At 61.6% G+C, this 13966-nt stretch carries 13 protein-coding genes; 4 read left to right on the forward strand and 9 right to left on the reverse strand.

Annotation, left to right across the window (positions count from 1 at the left end; translation table 11 throughout):
- Window positions 1-45 precede the first annotated feature (45 nt).
- Entirely contained in the window at window positions 46-852 is an 807-nt protein-coding gene (locus M5B44_RS19590; protein ID WP_248740218.1) for an MOSC domain-containing protein, read from the forward strand.
- A gap of 71 nt (window positions 853-923) precedes the next feature.
- On the opposite strand, the gene M5B44_RS19595 is transcribed toward M5B44_RS19590, so the two are convergent.
- The 8 genes from M5B44_RS19595 to M5B44_RS19630 all read right to left on the reverse strand — a co-directional run bounded on the left by M5B44_RS19595 (window position 924) and on the right by M5B44_RS19630 (window position 10206).
- Entirely contained in the window at window positions 924-1208 is a 285-nt protein-coding gene (locus M5B44_RS19595) for a pyrimidine/purine nucleoside phosphorylase (protein ID WP_007940055.1), read from the reverse strand.
- An 81-nt stretch (window positions 1209-1289) separates the two neighbouring features.
- Window positions 1290-1832, reverse strand: coding sequence for an exonuclease domain-containing protein (locus M5B44_RS19600; protein ID WP_248740219.1), 543 nt, complete (start codon window positions 1830-1832; stop codon window positions 1290-1292).
- Between the two features lie 69 nt (window positions 1833-1901).
- Window positions 1902-3863, reverse strand: coding sequence for an acetyl/propionyl/methylcrotonyl-CoA carboxylase subunit alpha (locus M5B44_RS19605; protein ID WP_248740220.1), 1962 nt, complete (start codon window positions 3861-3863; stop codon window positions 1902-1904).
- Between the two features lie 68 nt (window positions 3864-3931).
- On the reverse strand, window positions 3932-4729 hold the full coding sequence (locus tag M5B44_RS19610; protein ID WP_248740221.1) for an enoyl-CoA hydratase/isomerase family protein: 798 nt from the start codon (window positions 4727-4729) through the stop codon (window positions 3932-3934).
- Complete coding sequence (gene atuD, locus M5B44_RS19615; RefSeq protein ID WP_085710720.1) at window positions 4726-5883, reverse strand: citronellyl-CoA dehydrogenase; 1158 nt, start codon at window positions 5881-5883, stop codon at window positions 4726-4728. Before atuD ends, M5B44_RS19610 begins: the two co-directional genes overlap by 4 nt.
- 30 nt (window positions 5884-5913) lie before the next feature.
- Window positions 5914-7530, reverse strand: coding sequence for a geranyl-CoA carboxylase subunit beta (gene atuC / locus M5B44_RS19620; protein WP_248740222.1), 1617 nt, complete (start codon window positions 7528-7530; stop codon window positions 5914-5916).
- Between the two features lie 3 nt (window positions 7531-7533).
- Window positions 7534-8403 (reverse strand): SDR family oxidoreductase, encoded by an 870-nt coding sequence (locus tag M5B44_RS19625; protein WP_248740223.1) that lies wholly within the window; start codon window positions 8401-8403, stop codon window positions 7534-7536.
- Window positions 8404-8415: 12 nt separating this feature from the next.
- The gene (locus M5B44_RS19630) at window positions 8416-10206 is read right to left on the reverse strand and encodes an acyclic terpene utilization AtuA family protein (RefSeq protein ID WP_248740224.1); all 1791 of its coding nucleotides are present in this window, start codon (window positions 10204-10206) and stop codon (window positions 8416-8418) included.
- Between the two features lie 187 nt (window positions 10207-10393).
- On the opposite strand from M5B44_RS19630, the gene M5B44_RS19635 reads away from it, so the two are divergent.
- The 3 genes from M5B44_RS19635 (at window position 10394) to M5B44_RS19645 (ending at window position 13007) form a co-directional block, all read left to right on the forward strand.
- Window positions 10394-11017 carry a TetR/AcrR family transcriptional regulator gene (locus M5B44_RS19635; protein WP_248740225.1) on the forward strand — a complete coding sequence of 208 codons (624 nt, stop codon included), beginning with the start codon at window positions 10394-10396 and terminating at the stop codon, window positions 11015-11017.
- Window positions 11018-11144: 127 nt separating this feature from the next.
- Window positions 11145-11906, forward strand: coding sequence for a substrate-binding periplasmic protein (locus tag M5B44_RS19640; RefSeq protein WP_248740226.1), 762 nt, complete (start codon window positions 11145-11147; stop codon window positions 11904-11906).
- An 87-nt stretch (window positions 11907-11993) separates the two neighbouring features.
- On the forward strand, window positions 11994-13007 hold the full coding sequence (locus M5B44_RS19645) for a GNAT family N-acetyltransferase (RefSeq protein ID WP_248740227.1): 1014 nt from the start codon (window positions 11994-11996) through the stop codon (window positions 13005-13007).
- Between the two features lie 72 nt (window positions 13008-13079).
- Here M5B44_RS19645 and M5B44_RS19650 read toward each other — a convergent pair whose 3' ends face one another.
- Window positions 13080-13634, reverse strand: coding sequence for an RNA polymerase factor sigma-70 (locus tag M5B44_RS19650; protein WP_096821112.1), 555 nt, complete (start codon window positions 13632-13634; stop codon window positions 13080-13082).
- Window positions 13635-13966: the final 332 nt, after the last annotated feature.

A 13966-nucleotide genomic window follows, 5' to 3' on the forward strand; every position in this document is an offset into this window, starting at 1 on the left:
AAAGCTCGTATAGGGTGGCGTTTTTCACCCACCAGGGAGCTGGCCATGCTGCGTCTGAGCGCGCTTTATCGTTACCCGCTGAAATCCGGCAAGGGCGAGGTCCTGCAAGGGATCGGCCTGGACAAACTGGGGCTTGAGGGCGACCGGCGCTGGATGCTGGTGGACGAAGCCAGCGGGCGTTTCCTGACCCAGCGCGCCGAAGCGAAGATGAGCCAGTTGTCGGCGCTGTGGAATGCTGACGGTGGCCTGACCCTCGAGGCGCCGGGACATTCGGCGATTGATATCGCCTTGCCCGGCAACGAAGCCGAGCTGCGCGGTGTGACCATCTGGCGCGACACTTTGCGTGTACCTGATGCCGGTGAAGAAGCGGCCCGCTGGGTCAGCGAATTCATCGGCAAGCCGACCCGACTGGTGCAAGTGCCACTGGACCGCGCCCGCACGACCCAGGCCGGGTACGGCAACGATGACGATCAGGTGGCGTTCGCCGACGGTTTCCCGCTGCTGCTGATTGGCGAGGCGTCGCTGCAACATCTGTCGCAGGAAGTCGGGCGTCCGCTGGAAATGCTGCGGTTCCGGCCGAATCTGGTGATCGAGGGCAGCGAGGCGTATGCCGAGGATGGCTGGAAGCGCATCCGCATTGGCGATGTCGAATTCCGCGTGGTCAAGTCGTGCTCGCGCTGCATTCTCACCACCATCGACCCGAAAACCGGAGAGCGCAGCGCCGACCGCGAGCCACTGGCGACCCTGCAGAAGACCCGGGCCCAGGCCGACGGTGCGATGTTCGGTCAGAACCTGGTCAATGACAGCAACGGTCGACTCGAAATCGGGATGCCGGTGGAAATCCTCGAATAACCGGCCCTGAAACGAAAAATGCCCGTGTCCTTGGACACGGGCATTTTTTATTGCCGCAGGAAACCGTGGTTTCAGCCGCGGTATTCGCACAGGTAAGCGGTGTCGACGGCCACTTTCAGCTGGAACTTGCTGTTGGCTGGCACGTTGAACTGGCTGCCGGCGGCGAAGGTTTCCCAGTCGCTGCTGTCTGGCAACTTGACGGTCAGTGCGCCGGACACCACGTGCATGATTTCACGCTGGCTGGTGCCGAATTCGTATTCGCCCGGGGCCATGACGCCGATGGTCGCAGGGCCTTCGGCAGTGCCAAAAGCGATCGACTTGACGGTGCCGTCGAAGTACTCGTTGACTTTAAACATGGGCGATTCCTCTCGAAAAGGGCTTAAAAGGGTCAAAAAGGTCGGCCAGTATGCACAAGGCTCATGGCGCCGTCACCTGCGCTAGAGCGGCAGCACCAGCGGCAATAATCGGGCGGTATTGCGCGCATCTTCCAGCGCCCGGTGCTGCTGACCGGTGAACTGCATGCCCGCCAGTTGCAGGGCGCCATTGAGTCCCAGGGGCCGTTCAAGGCGTCGGGCCTTGGCAAAGCGCTGTTTGAGGTTCATGTGCGGCACACGGCTCAGCGCGCTGTCGAGTTGCAGGCGCTGCCATTCCTGAAGCAATTGCTTGCGGTCGTAATCACCCCAGCTGGCCCAGCCTTCGAGGCGTGTCTGGTGCTGAGCGAGCCAGCGCTCGAACGCCGGCCAGACCTCGGTCAGCGGTTGCGCCGCGTCGATGTTGGCCTGGGTGATGTGTGTCAACTCACGACAGAACGGCGTCAGCAGGGGCCGACGCGTCGGTTTGACGAACCGTTGAAAGTGATCCTGCTCGCGACCGGTTCGATCCACCAGGGTGGCACCGATTTCGATGATTTCCATTTCCGTAACCGGCCAGCCACCTTCATCGGTGGTGGCTTCCAGATCAATGACCAGCCAATGGGGCATCGCAGGGTTCCTGATTTCCGCGTCCTGATTATTCAGAGCGTAGTCAAACCTTGCGGATGCGCGCGGTGACTACTCGACCTGCAACAGAACCTGACGATTTTTCACCTGATCGCCGACCTTGACCTGCACCCGCTTGAGCACGCCATCGATGCCGGCCTTGAGCGGGTGCTCCATTTTCATCGCTTCCAGCACCACCAGCAGCTGGCCCTTACTGACCGGGCTGCCTTCGCTGACAAGCACGTCGATGATTGCGCCATCCATCGGGGCTTTCAAGGTGCCGGTGCTGACGCTGGTCTGACTGTCGATCACGGCATGAGTTCGATCCACCAGACGCAGGCTGCCGGGGCGGGTGAACAGCCAGAGCTGGTCGTCGTGCAGGCGATAGGCGTGGCGCTGGCGCAGACCTTCGATGTCCAGGGAAATCGAGCAGTCGCCGTGTTCGATGAGCTTCAGTTCGAAGGCGCGTTCAGCGACCAGTACCCGAACGATGCCATCCGGGGCGGCCAGTAACTGCACGCTCCATTCCTGATCTTCAAGACCCAGGCGATAGTGCAGCGGCGCGCCGGCATTGTTGCGCCAACCGGGCAACGGTGCGCGATGCGAACTCGCGGCAGATTGATAGAACAGTAACGCCGCGATCGCGAGTTCTTCGGCACTCGGTGTATAGGGATGCAGGCATGGATGGTCGGCGAAGTGTTGCGGGATAAACCCGGTGCTGAATTCGCCGCTGATGAACTGCGGATGCTGCAACAGACTGGCCAGCAACCGCTGATTGCTCTGCACACCCAGCAACACGCTGTCCTGCACCGCGCACAACAGTTTGCGCCGGGCCTCTTCACGTGTCGCACCGTGGGCAATCAGTTTGCCGAGCATCGGGTCATAGAACGGTGAGATCGACTGACCTTCGATCAGCCCATGATCAACCCGCGCTCCCCGATCCAGTGCCGGTGCCCAGGCTTCGACACGGCCGGTCTGCGGTAGGAATCCCTGGGCCGGATCCTCGGCATAGAGTCGCACTTCCATGGCGTGGCCATCGAGTTTGACCTGCGCCTGGGTCAACGGCAGCGGCTGGCCTTCGGCAATCAAGAGCTGCCACGCCACCAGGTCCAGTCCGGTAATCAATTCGGTCACCGGGTGTTCGACCTGCAGCCGGGTGTTCATCTCCAGAAAGAAGAACTGGCCTCGGGCATCGAGCAGAAACTCCACGGTGCCAGCGCCCACATAGTTCACCGCACGTCCGGCCTTGAGCGCCGCTTCGCCCATCGCCTTACGCAACTCTTCGGTCATCACCGGGCACGGCGCTTCCTCGATAACCTTCTGGTGGCGACGCTGGATCGAGCAGTCCCGTTCGCCGAGGTAGATCAGATTGCCGTGCCGGTCGCCGAACAGCTGAATCTCGACATGACGCGGTTCGATCAGGGCCCGTTCGAGGATCAGTTCGTCGCTGCCGAATCCATTCAAGGCTTCGGAGCGGGCGGTGCGTAATTGCGCCGGCAATTCTTCAGCGCTGTGCACCAGCCGCATGCCACGTCCGCCACCGCCGGCGCTGGCCTTGATCATCAGCGGATAGCCGATGCGTTCGGCTTCCCGTGTCAGGGTCGCGTCGTCCTGCTCGGCGCCTTGATAGCCGGCGATGCATGGCACACCGGCGGCGAGCATGGCGATTTTCGATTGGCGTTTGCTGCCCATCAGCTCGATGGCTTCGACGCTGGGACCGATGAAGGTCAGGCCGGCCTGTTCGCAGGCTCGGGCGAACTCGGCGTTTTCCGAGAGGAAGCCATAACCGGGATGAATCGCGTCGGCACCGCTACGCCGTGCGGCGTCGAGGATGGCCGGGATGTTCAGGTAGGACTGTTGAACCGGCGCCGGGCCGATGTACACGGCCTCGTCCGCCATCTGAACGTGCAGCGCATCGGCGTCGGCGTCGCTGAACACCGCGACGGTGCGATAGCCGAGGGCCTGGGCGGTGCGCTGGATGCGGCAGGCGATTTCACCGCGGTTGGCGATCAGGATTTTATGGATGGCGGGCATGGTGGTTTTTCCTGAATGTTGGCGGTGGATTGAAGGGCCTCAGCGCGGGCAAGCCCGCTTCCACAGGGTCAGGTACTCCATCCGGGTTTGCGTTTCTGCACGAACGCCATCGTGCCTTCGATGCCCTCGGCACCGGTCACCGCTTCGCTGAACCACTGCGCCGCTTCATCCAGCAGTTCGCTCGATGGCTGGCCGGCACTGGCCAGCAGCAGTTTTTTCGTCACGGCATTCGCTTCGGGGGCGCAACACAAAACGTGATCGAGCACTTCATCCAGGCGTTCGGCGAGTGACTGCGGATCCTGTTCGACAAAGTGCACCAGCCCCAGCCGTCGAGCCTGATGACCATCGAAGCGGGCGGCGGTCAGCGCCAGGCGCCGGGCCTCTGTGAGACCTATGCGCTGCACCACAAACGGTGCGATCTGCGCCGGCAACAGGCCGAGGCTGGTTTCCGGCAGACCGAATTGCGCCTGATGATCGGCCATCGCGATATCGCTCACGCACGCCAACCCGAAACCGCCACCGAGCACCGCGCCCTGGAGCACGGTGATCAACACTTGCGGTGTGTGCTGCGCTTCTTCCAGCAGCGACCCGAAAGCCCGATTCAACTCACGATGGGCATCGCTGCCCTGAGTGCGAGCGTTGGCCATGTCCTTGATGTCGCCGCCGGCACAGAAATGCCCGCCGGCGCCGCTGAGCACCAGGGCGCGCACGCTACGGTCATCGCGCACAGCGGCAAAAACTGCGCGCAGTTCGGCAACCATTTGCAGGCTCATGGCGTTGCGGCTTTCCGGGCGATTGAGGGTGATGTGCAGCACGCCGTTATGCGGCTCCAGCAACAGCGTCTGGCAAGCGGGCAGGGTGGTCATTTCTTTTTCCCCGGCAGGATGCCCATCAGTTTGCAGATGATGCCCAGCATGATTTCGTCGGCGCCGCCGCCAATCGATACCAGACGCACGTCGCGGTAAGCGCGGGCCACCGGGTTGTCCCACATGAACCCCATGCCGCCCCAGTATTGCAGGCAACTGTCGCTGACTTCGCGGCCAAGGCGCCCGGCCTTGAGTTTGGCCATCGAGGCCAGCCGGGTGACGTCCTGGCCTTTCACATACTGCTCGGTGGCCTGATAGACCAGCGCCCGAAGGCATTCGATTTCGGTCTGCAGTTCGGCGAGGCGGAAGTGGATCACCTGATTGTCGATCAGCGCATTGCCGAAGGTCTTGCGTTCCTTGCAGTACTCGATGGTGCTGTCGACGCAGTATTCCAGGCCCTTGATCATGTTGGCCGCGCCGAACAGGCGTTCCTCCTGGAACTGCAACATCTGCATCATGAACCCGGCGCCTTCATGGCCGATGCGATTGCGCTGTGGCACGCGCACGTTATCGAAAAACACCTGGGCGGTTTCCGAGCTGCGCATGCCGAGCTTGTCCAGATGTGAACTGAGGCTGATGCCCGGCGTGTTCATCGGCACCATGATCAGCGATTTGTTGACGTGCGGTTTGTCGTCCGAGGTGTTGGCCAGCAGGCAGATGAAGTCGGCGCTTGGCGAGTTGGTGATCCACATCTTGCTGCCGTTGATCACATAGTCGTCGCCGTCCTTGCGCGCGGTGGTCTTGAGCCCGGCGACATCGGAGCCGGCACCGACTTCCGACACGCCGATGCAGCCGACCTGTTCGCCGGTGATCGCCGGGCGCAGGAATTCGTCGCGCAACTCATCGGAGCCGAAGCGGGCGAGGGCCGGGGTGCACATGTCGGTCTGCACGCCGATCGACATCGGAATACCGCCGCAATGGATGGTGCCGAACTCTTCGGCGGCGACGATCGAATAGCTGTAATCCAGGCCCATGCCGCCGAATTTTTCCGGCTTGGAAATCCCCAGCAGGCCGAGGTCGCCGGCCTTGCGGAAAATTTCGTGGATCGGAAAGCGCCCGGCCTTTTCCCATTCATCGACGTGGGGGTTGATCTCGTGCTCGACGAACTGGCGGACGGTGCGACGCAGGGCTTCGTGTTCCGGGGTGAAGATCATTTTTATTGTTCTCCTTGAGGTCCGAGGCGGTCAGAAGCGGCTGACGCCGAAGCTGTTGGGGGCCAGCGTGCGGATGCCCGCTTCGTGGCAGATGTCCAGCAGGTAGCCAAGCAGAGTGCGGGTGTCACGCGGATCGATCAGTCCGTCGTCCCACAGGTTGGCGCTGCCGTAGAGGGCGGTGGACTGGCTGTCGAGTTTTTGCGCAGTCACCTGTTCCAGCATGTCGAGCATTTTCGGGTCGGGCACCAGGCCGTCCTTCAACTGCTTGGCTTCGGTGACGATGCGCAGCACCTTGCCGGCCTGGGCGCCGCCCATTACAGCCGTGCGGCTGTTGGGCCAGGCGAAGATGAAGCGCGGATCGAGCCCGCGCCCGCACATCGCGTAGTTGCCTGCGCCATAGGAGCCGCCGACCACGATCGTCAGTTTCGGCACTCGTGCATTGGCCACGGCCTGGATCAATTTGGAGCCATGCTTGATCACGCCGTGCTGTTCCGATTCGGTGCCGACCATGAACCCGGTGGTGTTGTGGAAAAACAGCAGCGGCGTCTGGCTCTGGTCGCAGAGCTGAATGAACTGCGCCGCCTTGCTCGCGCCGTTGGGCGTGATCGGGCCGTTGTTGCCGATGAAGCCGCAGGCGCGGCCCTGAATCTTCAAGTGGCCGCAAATGGTCTGCTGATCGAACTCACCCTTGAATTCCATGAAGCGTGATTCGTCGGCGATCCGCGCGATGATTTCGCGTACGTCGTAAGGCTTTTTCGGGTCGTCCGGGATCAGGCCGAGCAGTTCGTCGATGGGGTACAACGGCTCCTTGAATTGCGGCTCGGGCAGCCACGGCAGTTGCTCGTTCCAGTTCAGCAGACTGACGATTTCCCGCACCTGACGTACGCCGTCGGCATCGTTTTCGGCCAGGTATTCGGCGGTGCCGGCGACTTGCGCGTGCATTTCGGCGCCGCCCAGTTCTTCGTCGGTGGCCACTTCACCGGTCGCCGCTTTAAGCAGCGGCGGGCCGGCAAGAAACAGCTTGGCCTTGCCGCGCACCACCACCACGTAATCCGACAGTCCTGGTTGATACGCGCCGCCAGCGGTGGCCGAGCCGTGAACCACGGTGATCTGCGGCAAACCCATGGCCGACATCCGCGCCTGATTGGCAAAGCTGCGTGCACCTTCGACAAAAATTTCCGCCGCGTAGTTGAGGTTGGCGCCACCGCTTTCGGCGAGGGTGATCACCGGCAGTTTGTTTTCCTGGGCGATCTGTTGCAGGCGCAGGGATTTTTTCAGACCCGACGGGGAGATCGTCCCGCCCTTGATCGCGCTGTTGTTCGCCACCACCAGCGCCCGCACGCCGGAAACGTAGCCAATGCCCGCAATCAAGCCGCCACCGGCCGAGCTGCCGTCCTTGTCGTCGTGCAGTTTGTAGCCGGCCAGGCTCGCCAGTTCGAGGAAGGGGGCTCCCGGGTCGAGCAGCAGGTTCAGGCGTTCGCGGGGCAGCAGTTGCCCGCGCTTGTCGAATTTCGGTTTGGCTTCGGCGGCCTTGTTCAGCAGGTTCTGTTCGAGCTGCTGGACTTGCTCGATGGCGGCGAGCATGGCCGCGCGGTTGCGGGCAAAGGCTTCGCTGTGCGGGTCGAGCTGGGATTGAATGACCGGCATGGCTTACTCCTTGTCCTTCAAGACGTCCGGCATATAGGCCCGGTGAAAACCGTTGAAGGATTCGCTGTGGGTCGCCTTGTGCAACGGCCATGCGCGACTGCCCAGGCTGGCAGCGCCGTCGATGCGCAAGGTGCTGCCGCTGATAAAGGCGGCAGCGGGACTCAGCAGAAACACGATTGCTGCGCTGACCTCGGATTCGGTGCCGATGCGCTTGAGTGGCACGTGTTCGCGCAGGGTCGGGATCACGGCCTTGAACGCGCCTTCATAGGTGTCCATGCCACTGGAGGCGATCCATCCCGGCGCCACGGCATTCACCCGAACGCCGGCGTAACCCCATTCGAAGGCGGCGGTCTTGGTGAAGTTGTCCATGCCCGAACGCGCAGCGCCCGAGTGGCCCATTCCCGGCATGCCGCCCCACATGTCGGCGAGCATGTTGACGATGCTGCCGCCGTGCTTGCTCATCGACTGGTTGAACACTTCCCGGGCCATCAGGAAACCGCCGACCAAGTTGGTGCGCAGCACGGTTTCGAAGCCTTTCTGATTGATCGAGGCCAATGGCGACGGGTATTGCCCGCCGGCATTGTTGACCAGTCCATGGATCGGCCCGTGTTCGCGGATCAGCTCGCTGACCAGCGCTTTCACCGCTTCTTCGTCACGAATGTCGCAAGCCTTCCAGTGTGCCCGGCCACCGTCCTCGGCAATTTCGGCGGCGACGGTTTGCAGCTTTTCCGGCTTGCGTCCAACCAGCACCACGGTGGCCCCGAGCGCCGCCAGTTCATGGGCGGTGCAACGCCCGATGCCGCTGCCGCCACCGGTGACAATCACGGTCTGGCCGCTGAACAGATCGGCCCTGAAAATCGATTCATACGCCATGGTGCCAATCCTCTAGTCGAACTGTTCGGCGATGCTCTGCGGCACCGGGATCTGGATTTCCAGCAATTGCTGGGCGAAGGCTTTGCCTTGAGGGTCGATGCGCAGGCTCGCCACACCACCGCCACCGAGGGCGTTTTCCAGCAGGAAATTGAGGCTGTGAGTACCCGGCAGATACCAGCGTTCGACACGGCCATGAATCGGGTCGAGGACATGACTCATCCAGTCGACCACCACCGCCGGTGTCAGCGCTTCGGCGATCCACGGCAGGTATTCCGGGCGACGCGGCATGACACCGATGTTGCTGTGATTGCCCTTGTCGCCGGAGCGCGCCACGGCCAGTTTCACCAATGGCACGCTCGCGTCGGCGCGCCCATGGGGTTTGGGTGTTTCGTGGGGCAGGGGCAGATCCTGGCTGTCGAGGATGGCGGAGGCGGGCAGGGCGAACGGGTGACGCTCGCCGTCCATGTCGATCTGCAAGGTGCAGGCGCTTTTGTCGATCAGGAACGAGAACAGCCGGATCAACGGATACACTGTCGGCCGTCCGCCGACGATGCCGGTCAGGCCCGGCGCCATGCCGGTGGCGGCCTGGGCGATTTCCCGGGAGAACAGGATCAAGGCTTGTTTGTTCGGGTGGCGCACGGCGAGTTTGATCACCACTTCGCGGCTGTCCCGGCGCTGGCCGTGGGGGCCGTAGGTGGCTTCGCTGCCGAGCAGTTCGATATGGGTTTCGGTGTAAGGCCGGAGGCCTTTCTGGCCGAGCATTTCCGAGGTCTTGTCGATGATCGCCTGACTGACGCGCCGGGCTTTTTCCACCGCATCGATACCGGCGATCAGGCAACTGGCGGTGCAGCGGAAACCGTCCGGGTATGTCGCGCTGACCTTGTATTTGTCGCTGGGTGGCAGGCCTTTTGCGCCATGGACGCGGACCGCGTTTTTGCCTTGTTGCTGGAGTTTGACCTGGCTGAAATCGCAGACCACATCGGGCAACAGGTAGGCCTGTGGGTCGCCGATTTCGTAAAGCATCTGTTCGCCGACGGTCAGCGGCGTGACCAGTCCGCCGGAGCCTTCGGGTTTGCTGACGATGAACTGGCCGTCGGCGCTGACCTCGACGATCGGGAAACCGATGTGTTCGTAATCCGGCACGTCACGCCAATCGGTGAAATTGCCGCCGGTGCACTGCGCGCCGCATTCAATGATGTGCCCGGCCAATGCGGCCTGGGCGAGTTTATCGTAGTCGTGCCACGACCAGCCGAATTCATGCACCAGCGCGGCGCTGACCACCGCGCTGTCGACCACGCGGCCGGTGATGACGATGTCGGCGCCCAGGCGCAGGGCTTCGACGATGCCCGGGGCGCCGAGGTAGGCGTTGGTCGACACGCACATCGGCGGCAGCGGGGCGCCGCTGAACATTTCCGTGATGCCTTGGGTGGCGAGTTGTTTGAATTGCGGTTGCAGGTCATCACCCGACAGCACGGCGATTTTCAGCGCCACGCCGGCCTTGTCGCAGGCCGCTTGCAACGCGGCGGCGCAGGCCTGGGGATTGACCCCGCCGGCATTGCTGATGACGCGAATCTTCTGTTCCGCCAGTTGTGGCAGCAATGGCGTGAGGACTTCGATGAAATCGCCGGCAAATCCGGCCTGCGGGTCCTTCATGCGCGCGCCGGCCATGATCGACATGGTGATCTCGGCCAGGTAGTCGAACACCAGATAATCCAGCTGTCCTGCGGCCACGAGCTGCGCGGCGGCGGTCGAGGTGTCTCCCCAGAATGCGCTGGCGCATCCGATGCGAACCGTGGTGGGCATTTTCATCTCCGACTCAGCAACCTGTGACAGAAGTGCATCGAGGCTACCAAGCAAGCGCTTGGTTTGTAAACAGGCGAAATTATCTTCTGCCCAAGCGCTTGCTTGGTCGCGGCCGGCGGCTTAAATTGCCCGCGCAACCCTGCGGTTTCAGGGCGGCAGACGACTGAACGACTGTAGGAGAGAACGGGTGGACGAGCAAAAAGCCCTGAAGGTGATGCGCGAACTGGTCGACGAAGGCCAGTTGACCGACCCGGACAGCGCTCGCGGCAAATTGCTGCAAGTGGCGGCCCACCTGTTTCGCAACAAGGGCTACGAACGCACCACGGTGCGCGACCTGGCCGGCGCCGTGGGCATTCAGTCGGGCAGCATTTTTCATCACTTCAAGAGCAAGGATGAAATCCTGCGTGCCGTGATGGAAGAAACCATCCGCTACAACACAGCGCTGATGCGTGCGGCCCTGGCCGATGCGGCCAATGTGCGCGAGCGGGTGCTGGCGCTGATCCGCTGCGAATTGCAGTCGATCATGGGCGGCAGCGGCGAAGCGATGGCGGTGCTGGTGTATGAATGGCGCTCACTGTCCGAAGACGGTCAGGCCAAGGTACTGGCGCTACGTGACATCTATGAGGACATCTGGCTGCAAGTGCTGGGTGAAGCCAAAGAAGCGGGGTTCATTCGCGGCGATGTGTTCATTACCCGACGTTTTCTCACGGGGGCGTTGTCCTGGACTACCACCTGGTTCCGCGCCGGCGGCAGTCTGAGCCTCGATCAACTGGCCGAAGAGGCGTTGATTCTGGTGCTCGAAGAGCGCTAATCGCTTTCTATCGGCCCGGGAAACTGGCTAACTGGGCGAAACCGCCTAGCTTGAATGCATGCAACGGTACTTTTTCGGGGAGTGGGGTGTTTTGAAGTCTTTGCCAGATCGGACGGCCGCGGGGCTGATGCTCGCAGCGCTGGCTGCACTATGGGTATTGCCCGCTCAGGCGGTGCAAGTGGTTCGGGTGGGCGCCGCGCATTTTCCGCCTTACACCATTCGCCCGGAAAACGGCGCCGACACCGGTCTGCTGCCGGAACTGGTCGAGGCATTGAACCACTCGCAGAGCGACTATCGTTTCGAGCTTGTCCCTACCTCGATTCCGCGGCGGTTCGGCGATTTCAAGGAAGGTCGCACGGACATGGCGATCTTCGAGAACCCGGACTGGGGTTGGAAAGACATTCCCCACACCACGGTCGACATGGGGCTGGAAGACGCGGAAATTTTCGTCGCACAGAAAGAACCCGGTCGCCAGCAGAATTACTTCGCCGATCTCAAGGGCAAACGGCTGGCACTGTACAGCGGCTATCACTACGAATTCGCCAACTTCAATGCCGACCCCAAGTATCTCGCTGAAACTTACAACGCGACACTGACCTATTCCCATGACAGCAACCTGTTGATGGTGCTGCGCGGTCGGGCGGACATTGCGCTGGTGACTCGCTCCTATCTGTTCGATTACCTGCTGCGCAACGACAAGGTGCGTGACGAATTGTTGGTGTCCCAGCGCATCGACCAGATTTATCACCATTACGCGATTCTCAGCCCGAAAGCGCCGATTACCGGCGAGGCGTTCGGCAAGTTGCTTCAGGGGCTGCGCGACAGCGGGCAGATGCTGAAGATCTTCGAACCTTACAAGATTGCCGTGGTGCCGGTGCCTCACCCATGACTGGCGGTTTTTCGCGGCCGGCCTAAATTTCCCGCCCCGGCTCACGTCCCATCGTTGAACTGTCGACGATTATCGTGAGCCCGACCCATGTCCAATCTGAATGACCTGACTGCCCTGGCCTTGCCTTCGGGCAGTCAACTGATAGCCGATGCCACCGAAAGCCGTCTGAGCCTCAGCCTGGACGGGCAACCGCTGATTCGCCTGCGCCTCGATCGTGAAGGGCAGGGGCCGATCCAGATCGATGAACGTTATGCGTTGCCGCCAGGTCAGGCGTTGTGGGCGGCCTGTTATTGGCTGTTCGCCCGGGATCCGGCACGTCAGCAATTGATCTGGCAACTGGATCAGCCACCGACCGAAGCCTTGCTCAGCGGCTTGCTGGTGAGCACCGACATGGCGGGCGAATATCGCTGTGAGCGCACGTTGTTCTGGCAACTGCCGCAGCCTTGGCTGGGTACTTCATTGACCGGCAGCTACCCGCAGCAGATGGTCATCAGCAACGGCAAGCGCCATCCGCTGCGCCCGGTCAAACCGCGGGGTGAGGTCTATCGACGTTTCGATGCGCGTCTTGGTGCGTGGATTTCCCTGCGAACGGTGGAGATCGAGCAGGATCTTGCGCGTTTCAATCGCTGGCAAAACAGTCCACGAGTCGCCAGTTTCTGGCAGGAAGAGGGCAGCCTCGAACAGCATCGCGAGTACCTGAGCAAGCTCGACGCCGACCCGCACACCTTGACGTTGATTGGCTGTTTCGACGATCAGCCGTTCGCTTACTTCGAGGCCTACTGGGCCAAGGAAGATCGCATCGCGCCGTTCTACGATGCCGATGACTACGATCGTGGCATTCACATGCTGGTCGGTGAGGAAGACCATCGCGGCCCGCACAAAGTGGCGAGCTGGCTGTCAGCGCTGGTGCACTATCTGTTTCTGGATGATCCTCGTACGCAGCGCGTCGTCGCCGAGCCGCGTGCCGACAACGCGAAGATGATCGGCCACATGCACAATCAGTGCTTTCACTGCGAAAAGGAATTCGACTTCCCGCACAAGCGCGCGGCGCTGATGATCCTCGGGCGTGAGCGGTTTTTTGATCGCTGCAAACTGGCGTGACGTCTCGCTGAAACAAAAAAAGATCGCAGCCCTTCGACGAAGGCTGCGATCTTTTTTTTGGGTGGTGTGCTGTCAGCGACGGTTTGCAGTCACGGCATCAGCACGGCTGCCCGACACTTTGCGGCAGTGCACCAGCGCATCACGAATCATGAAGTTGACCAGGGTCGGTGAAACGCCGAGTTCCTTGGCGATGTCCTTCTGCGGCACGCCGTGCAGACGATACATCTCGAACGCATAGCGCGTGCGGACCGGCAGCTCGGTCAGCGCATCGGCGATGTGTTCCAGGGTCGAGAAGTTGATGTGCGAGGTTTCCGGCGAAGCGCCCTGAATGACCACGTTCAACCCTTCCTCCTCGGGGCCGGCGTACTTCTGCTCCAGCGCCTGTTTGCGGTAGTGATCGATGGCCAGATTGCGCACGATCTGGAACAGATAACTCAGCTGGGCCTTGATCGACGACGTGATCGGCGGCGCCGATTGCAGTCGGAAGAACGCATCCTGCACCACATCTTCGGCGCGTGAACGGCAGCCGGTAATGCGGGCTGCAATCTTGACCAGAATCAGTCGATTGTCGACGAATGCCTGAAGTAGCGGTGAATCGCACCTGCTTGTGGATACTTGTTCCGTCATGGAAATCACCTTGCTGCCAATAGGTTAGTGGGACGCCTGGGGGACGGGGCCGTCCTACACATCGAGCGACAAACTATGTTGAATGATAATGATTGTCAATTGAGAAAGAGAACTAATGATCCATAACGGTGCGATCTGAGAACTGCGACACGCCGCCGCACTCGTCCATGCGCCCAGCCCCATTGGCGATCCAGCCTGCCGACTAATTATTTCAAGACGTCATCCGTTCTCATTGGTGAATGGATCCGGGTTCGCAGCCCCGGACCTACCGCATTCCAATGCCTTGCACGGTCGGCGAAGACCGTGTCCCGCATGCCTCTCATGGGCGTGCC

The organism is Pseudomonas sp. MWU12-2029 (assembly GCF_023242425.1).
Lineage (GTDB): Bacteria > Pseudomonadota > Gammaproteobacteria > Pseudomonadales > Pseudomonadaceae > Aquipseudomonas > Aquipseudomonas kribbensis.

Excerpts from the sequence above, each read along its gene's own strand:
- M5B44_RS19645 (WP_248740227.1), top strand. The coding sequence starts at position 11,994 with ATGTCCAATCTGAATGACCTGACTGCCCTGGCCTTGCCTTCGGGCAGT.
- M5B44_RS19605 (WP_248740220.1), bottom strand. The coding sequence starts at position 3,863 with ATGCCCGCCATCCATAAAATCCTGATCGCCAACCGCGGTGAAATCGCC.
- atuC (WP_248740222.1), bottom strand. The coding sequence starts at position 7,530 with ATGCCGGTCATTCAATCCCAGCTCGACCCGCACAGCGAAGCCTTTGCC.
- M5B44_RS19595 (WP_007940055.1), bottom strand. The coding sequence starts at position 1,208 with ATGTTTAAAGTCAACGAGTACTTCGACGGCACCGTCAAGTCGATCGCT.
- M5B44_RS19650 (WP_096821112.1), bottom strand. The coding sequence starts at position 13,634 with ATGACGGAACAAGTATCCACAAGCAGGTGCGATTCACCGCTACTTCAG.
- M5B44_RS19630 (WP_248740224.1), bottom strand. The coding sequence starts at position 10,206 with ATGCCCACCACGGTTCGCATCGGATGCGCCAGCGCATTCTGGGGAGAC.
- M5B44_RS19640 (WP_248740226.1), top strand. The coding sequence starts at position 11,145 with ATGCTCGCAGCGCTGGCTGCACTATGGGTATTGCCCGCTCAGGCGGTG.
- M5B44_RS19625 (WP_248740223.1), bottom strand. The coding sequence starts at position 8,403 with ATGGCGTATGAATCGATTTTCAGGGCCGATCTGTTCAGCGGCCAGACC.
- M5B44_RS19600 (WP_248740219.1), bottom strand. The coding sequence starts at position 1,832 with ATGCCCCATTGGCTGGTCATTGATCTGGAAGCCACCACCGATGAAGGT.
- atuD (WP_085710720.1), bottom strand. The coding sequence starts at position 5,883 with ATGATCTTCACCCCGGAACACGAAGCCCTGCGTCGCACCGTCCGCCAG.
- M5B44_RS19610 (WP_248740221.1), bottom strand. The coding sequence starts at position 4,729 with ATGACCACCCTGCCCGCTTGCCAGACGCTGTTGCTGGAGCCGCATAAC.
- M5B44_RS19590 (WP_248740218.1), top strand. The coding sequence starts at position 46 with ATGCTGCGTCTGAGCGCGCTTTATCGTTACCCGCTGAAATCCGGCAAG.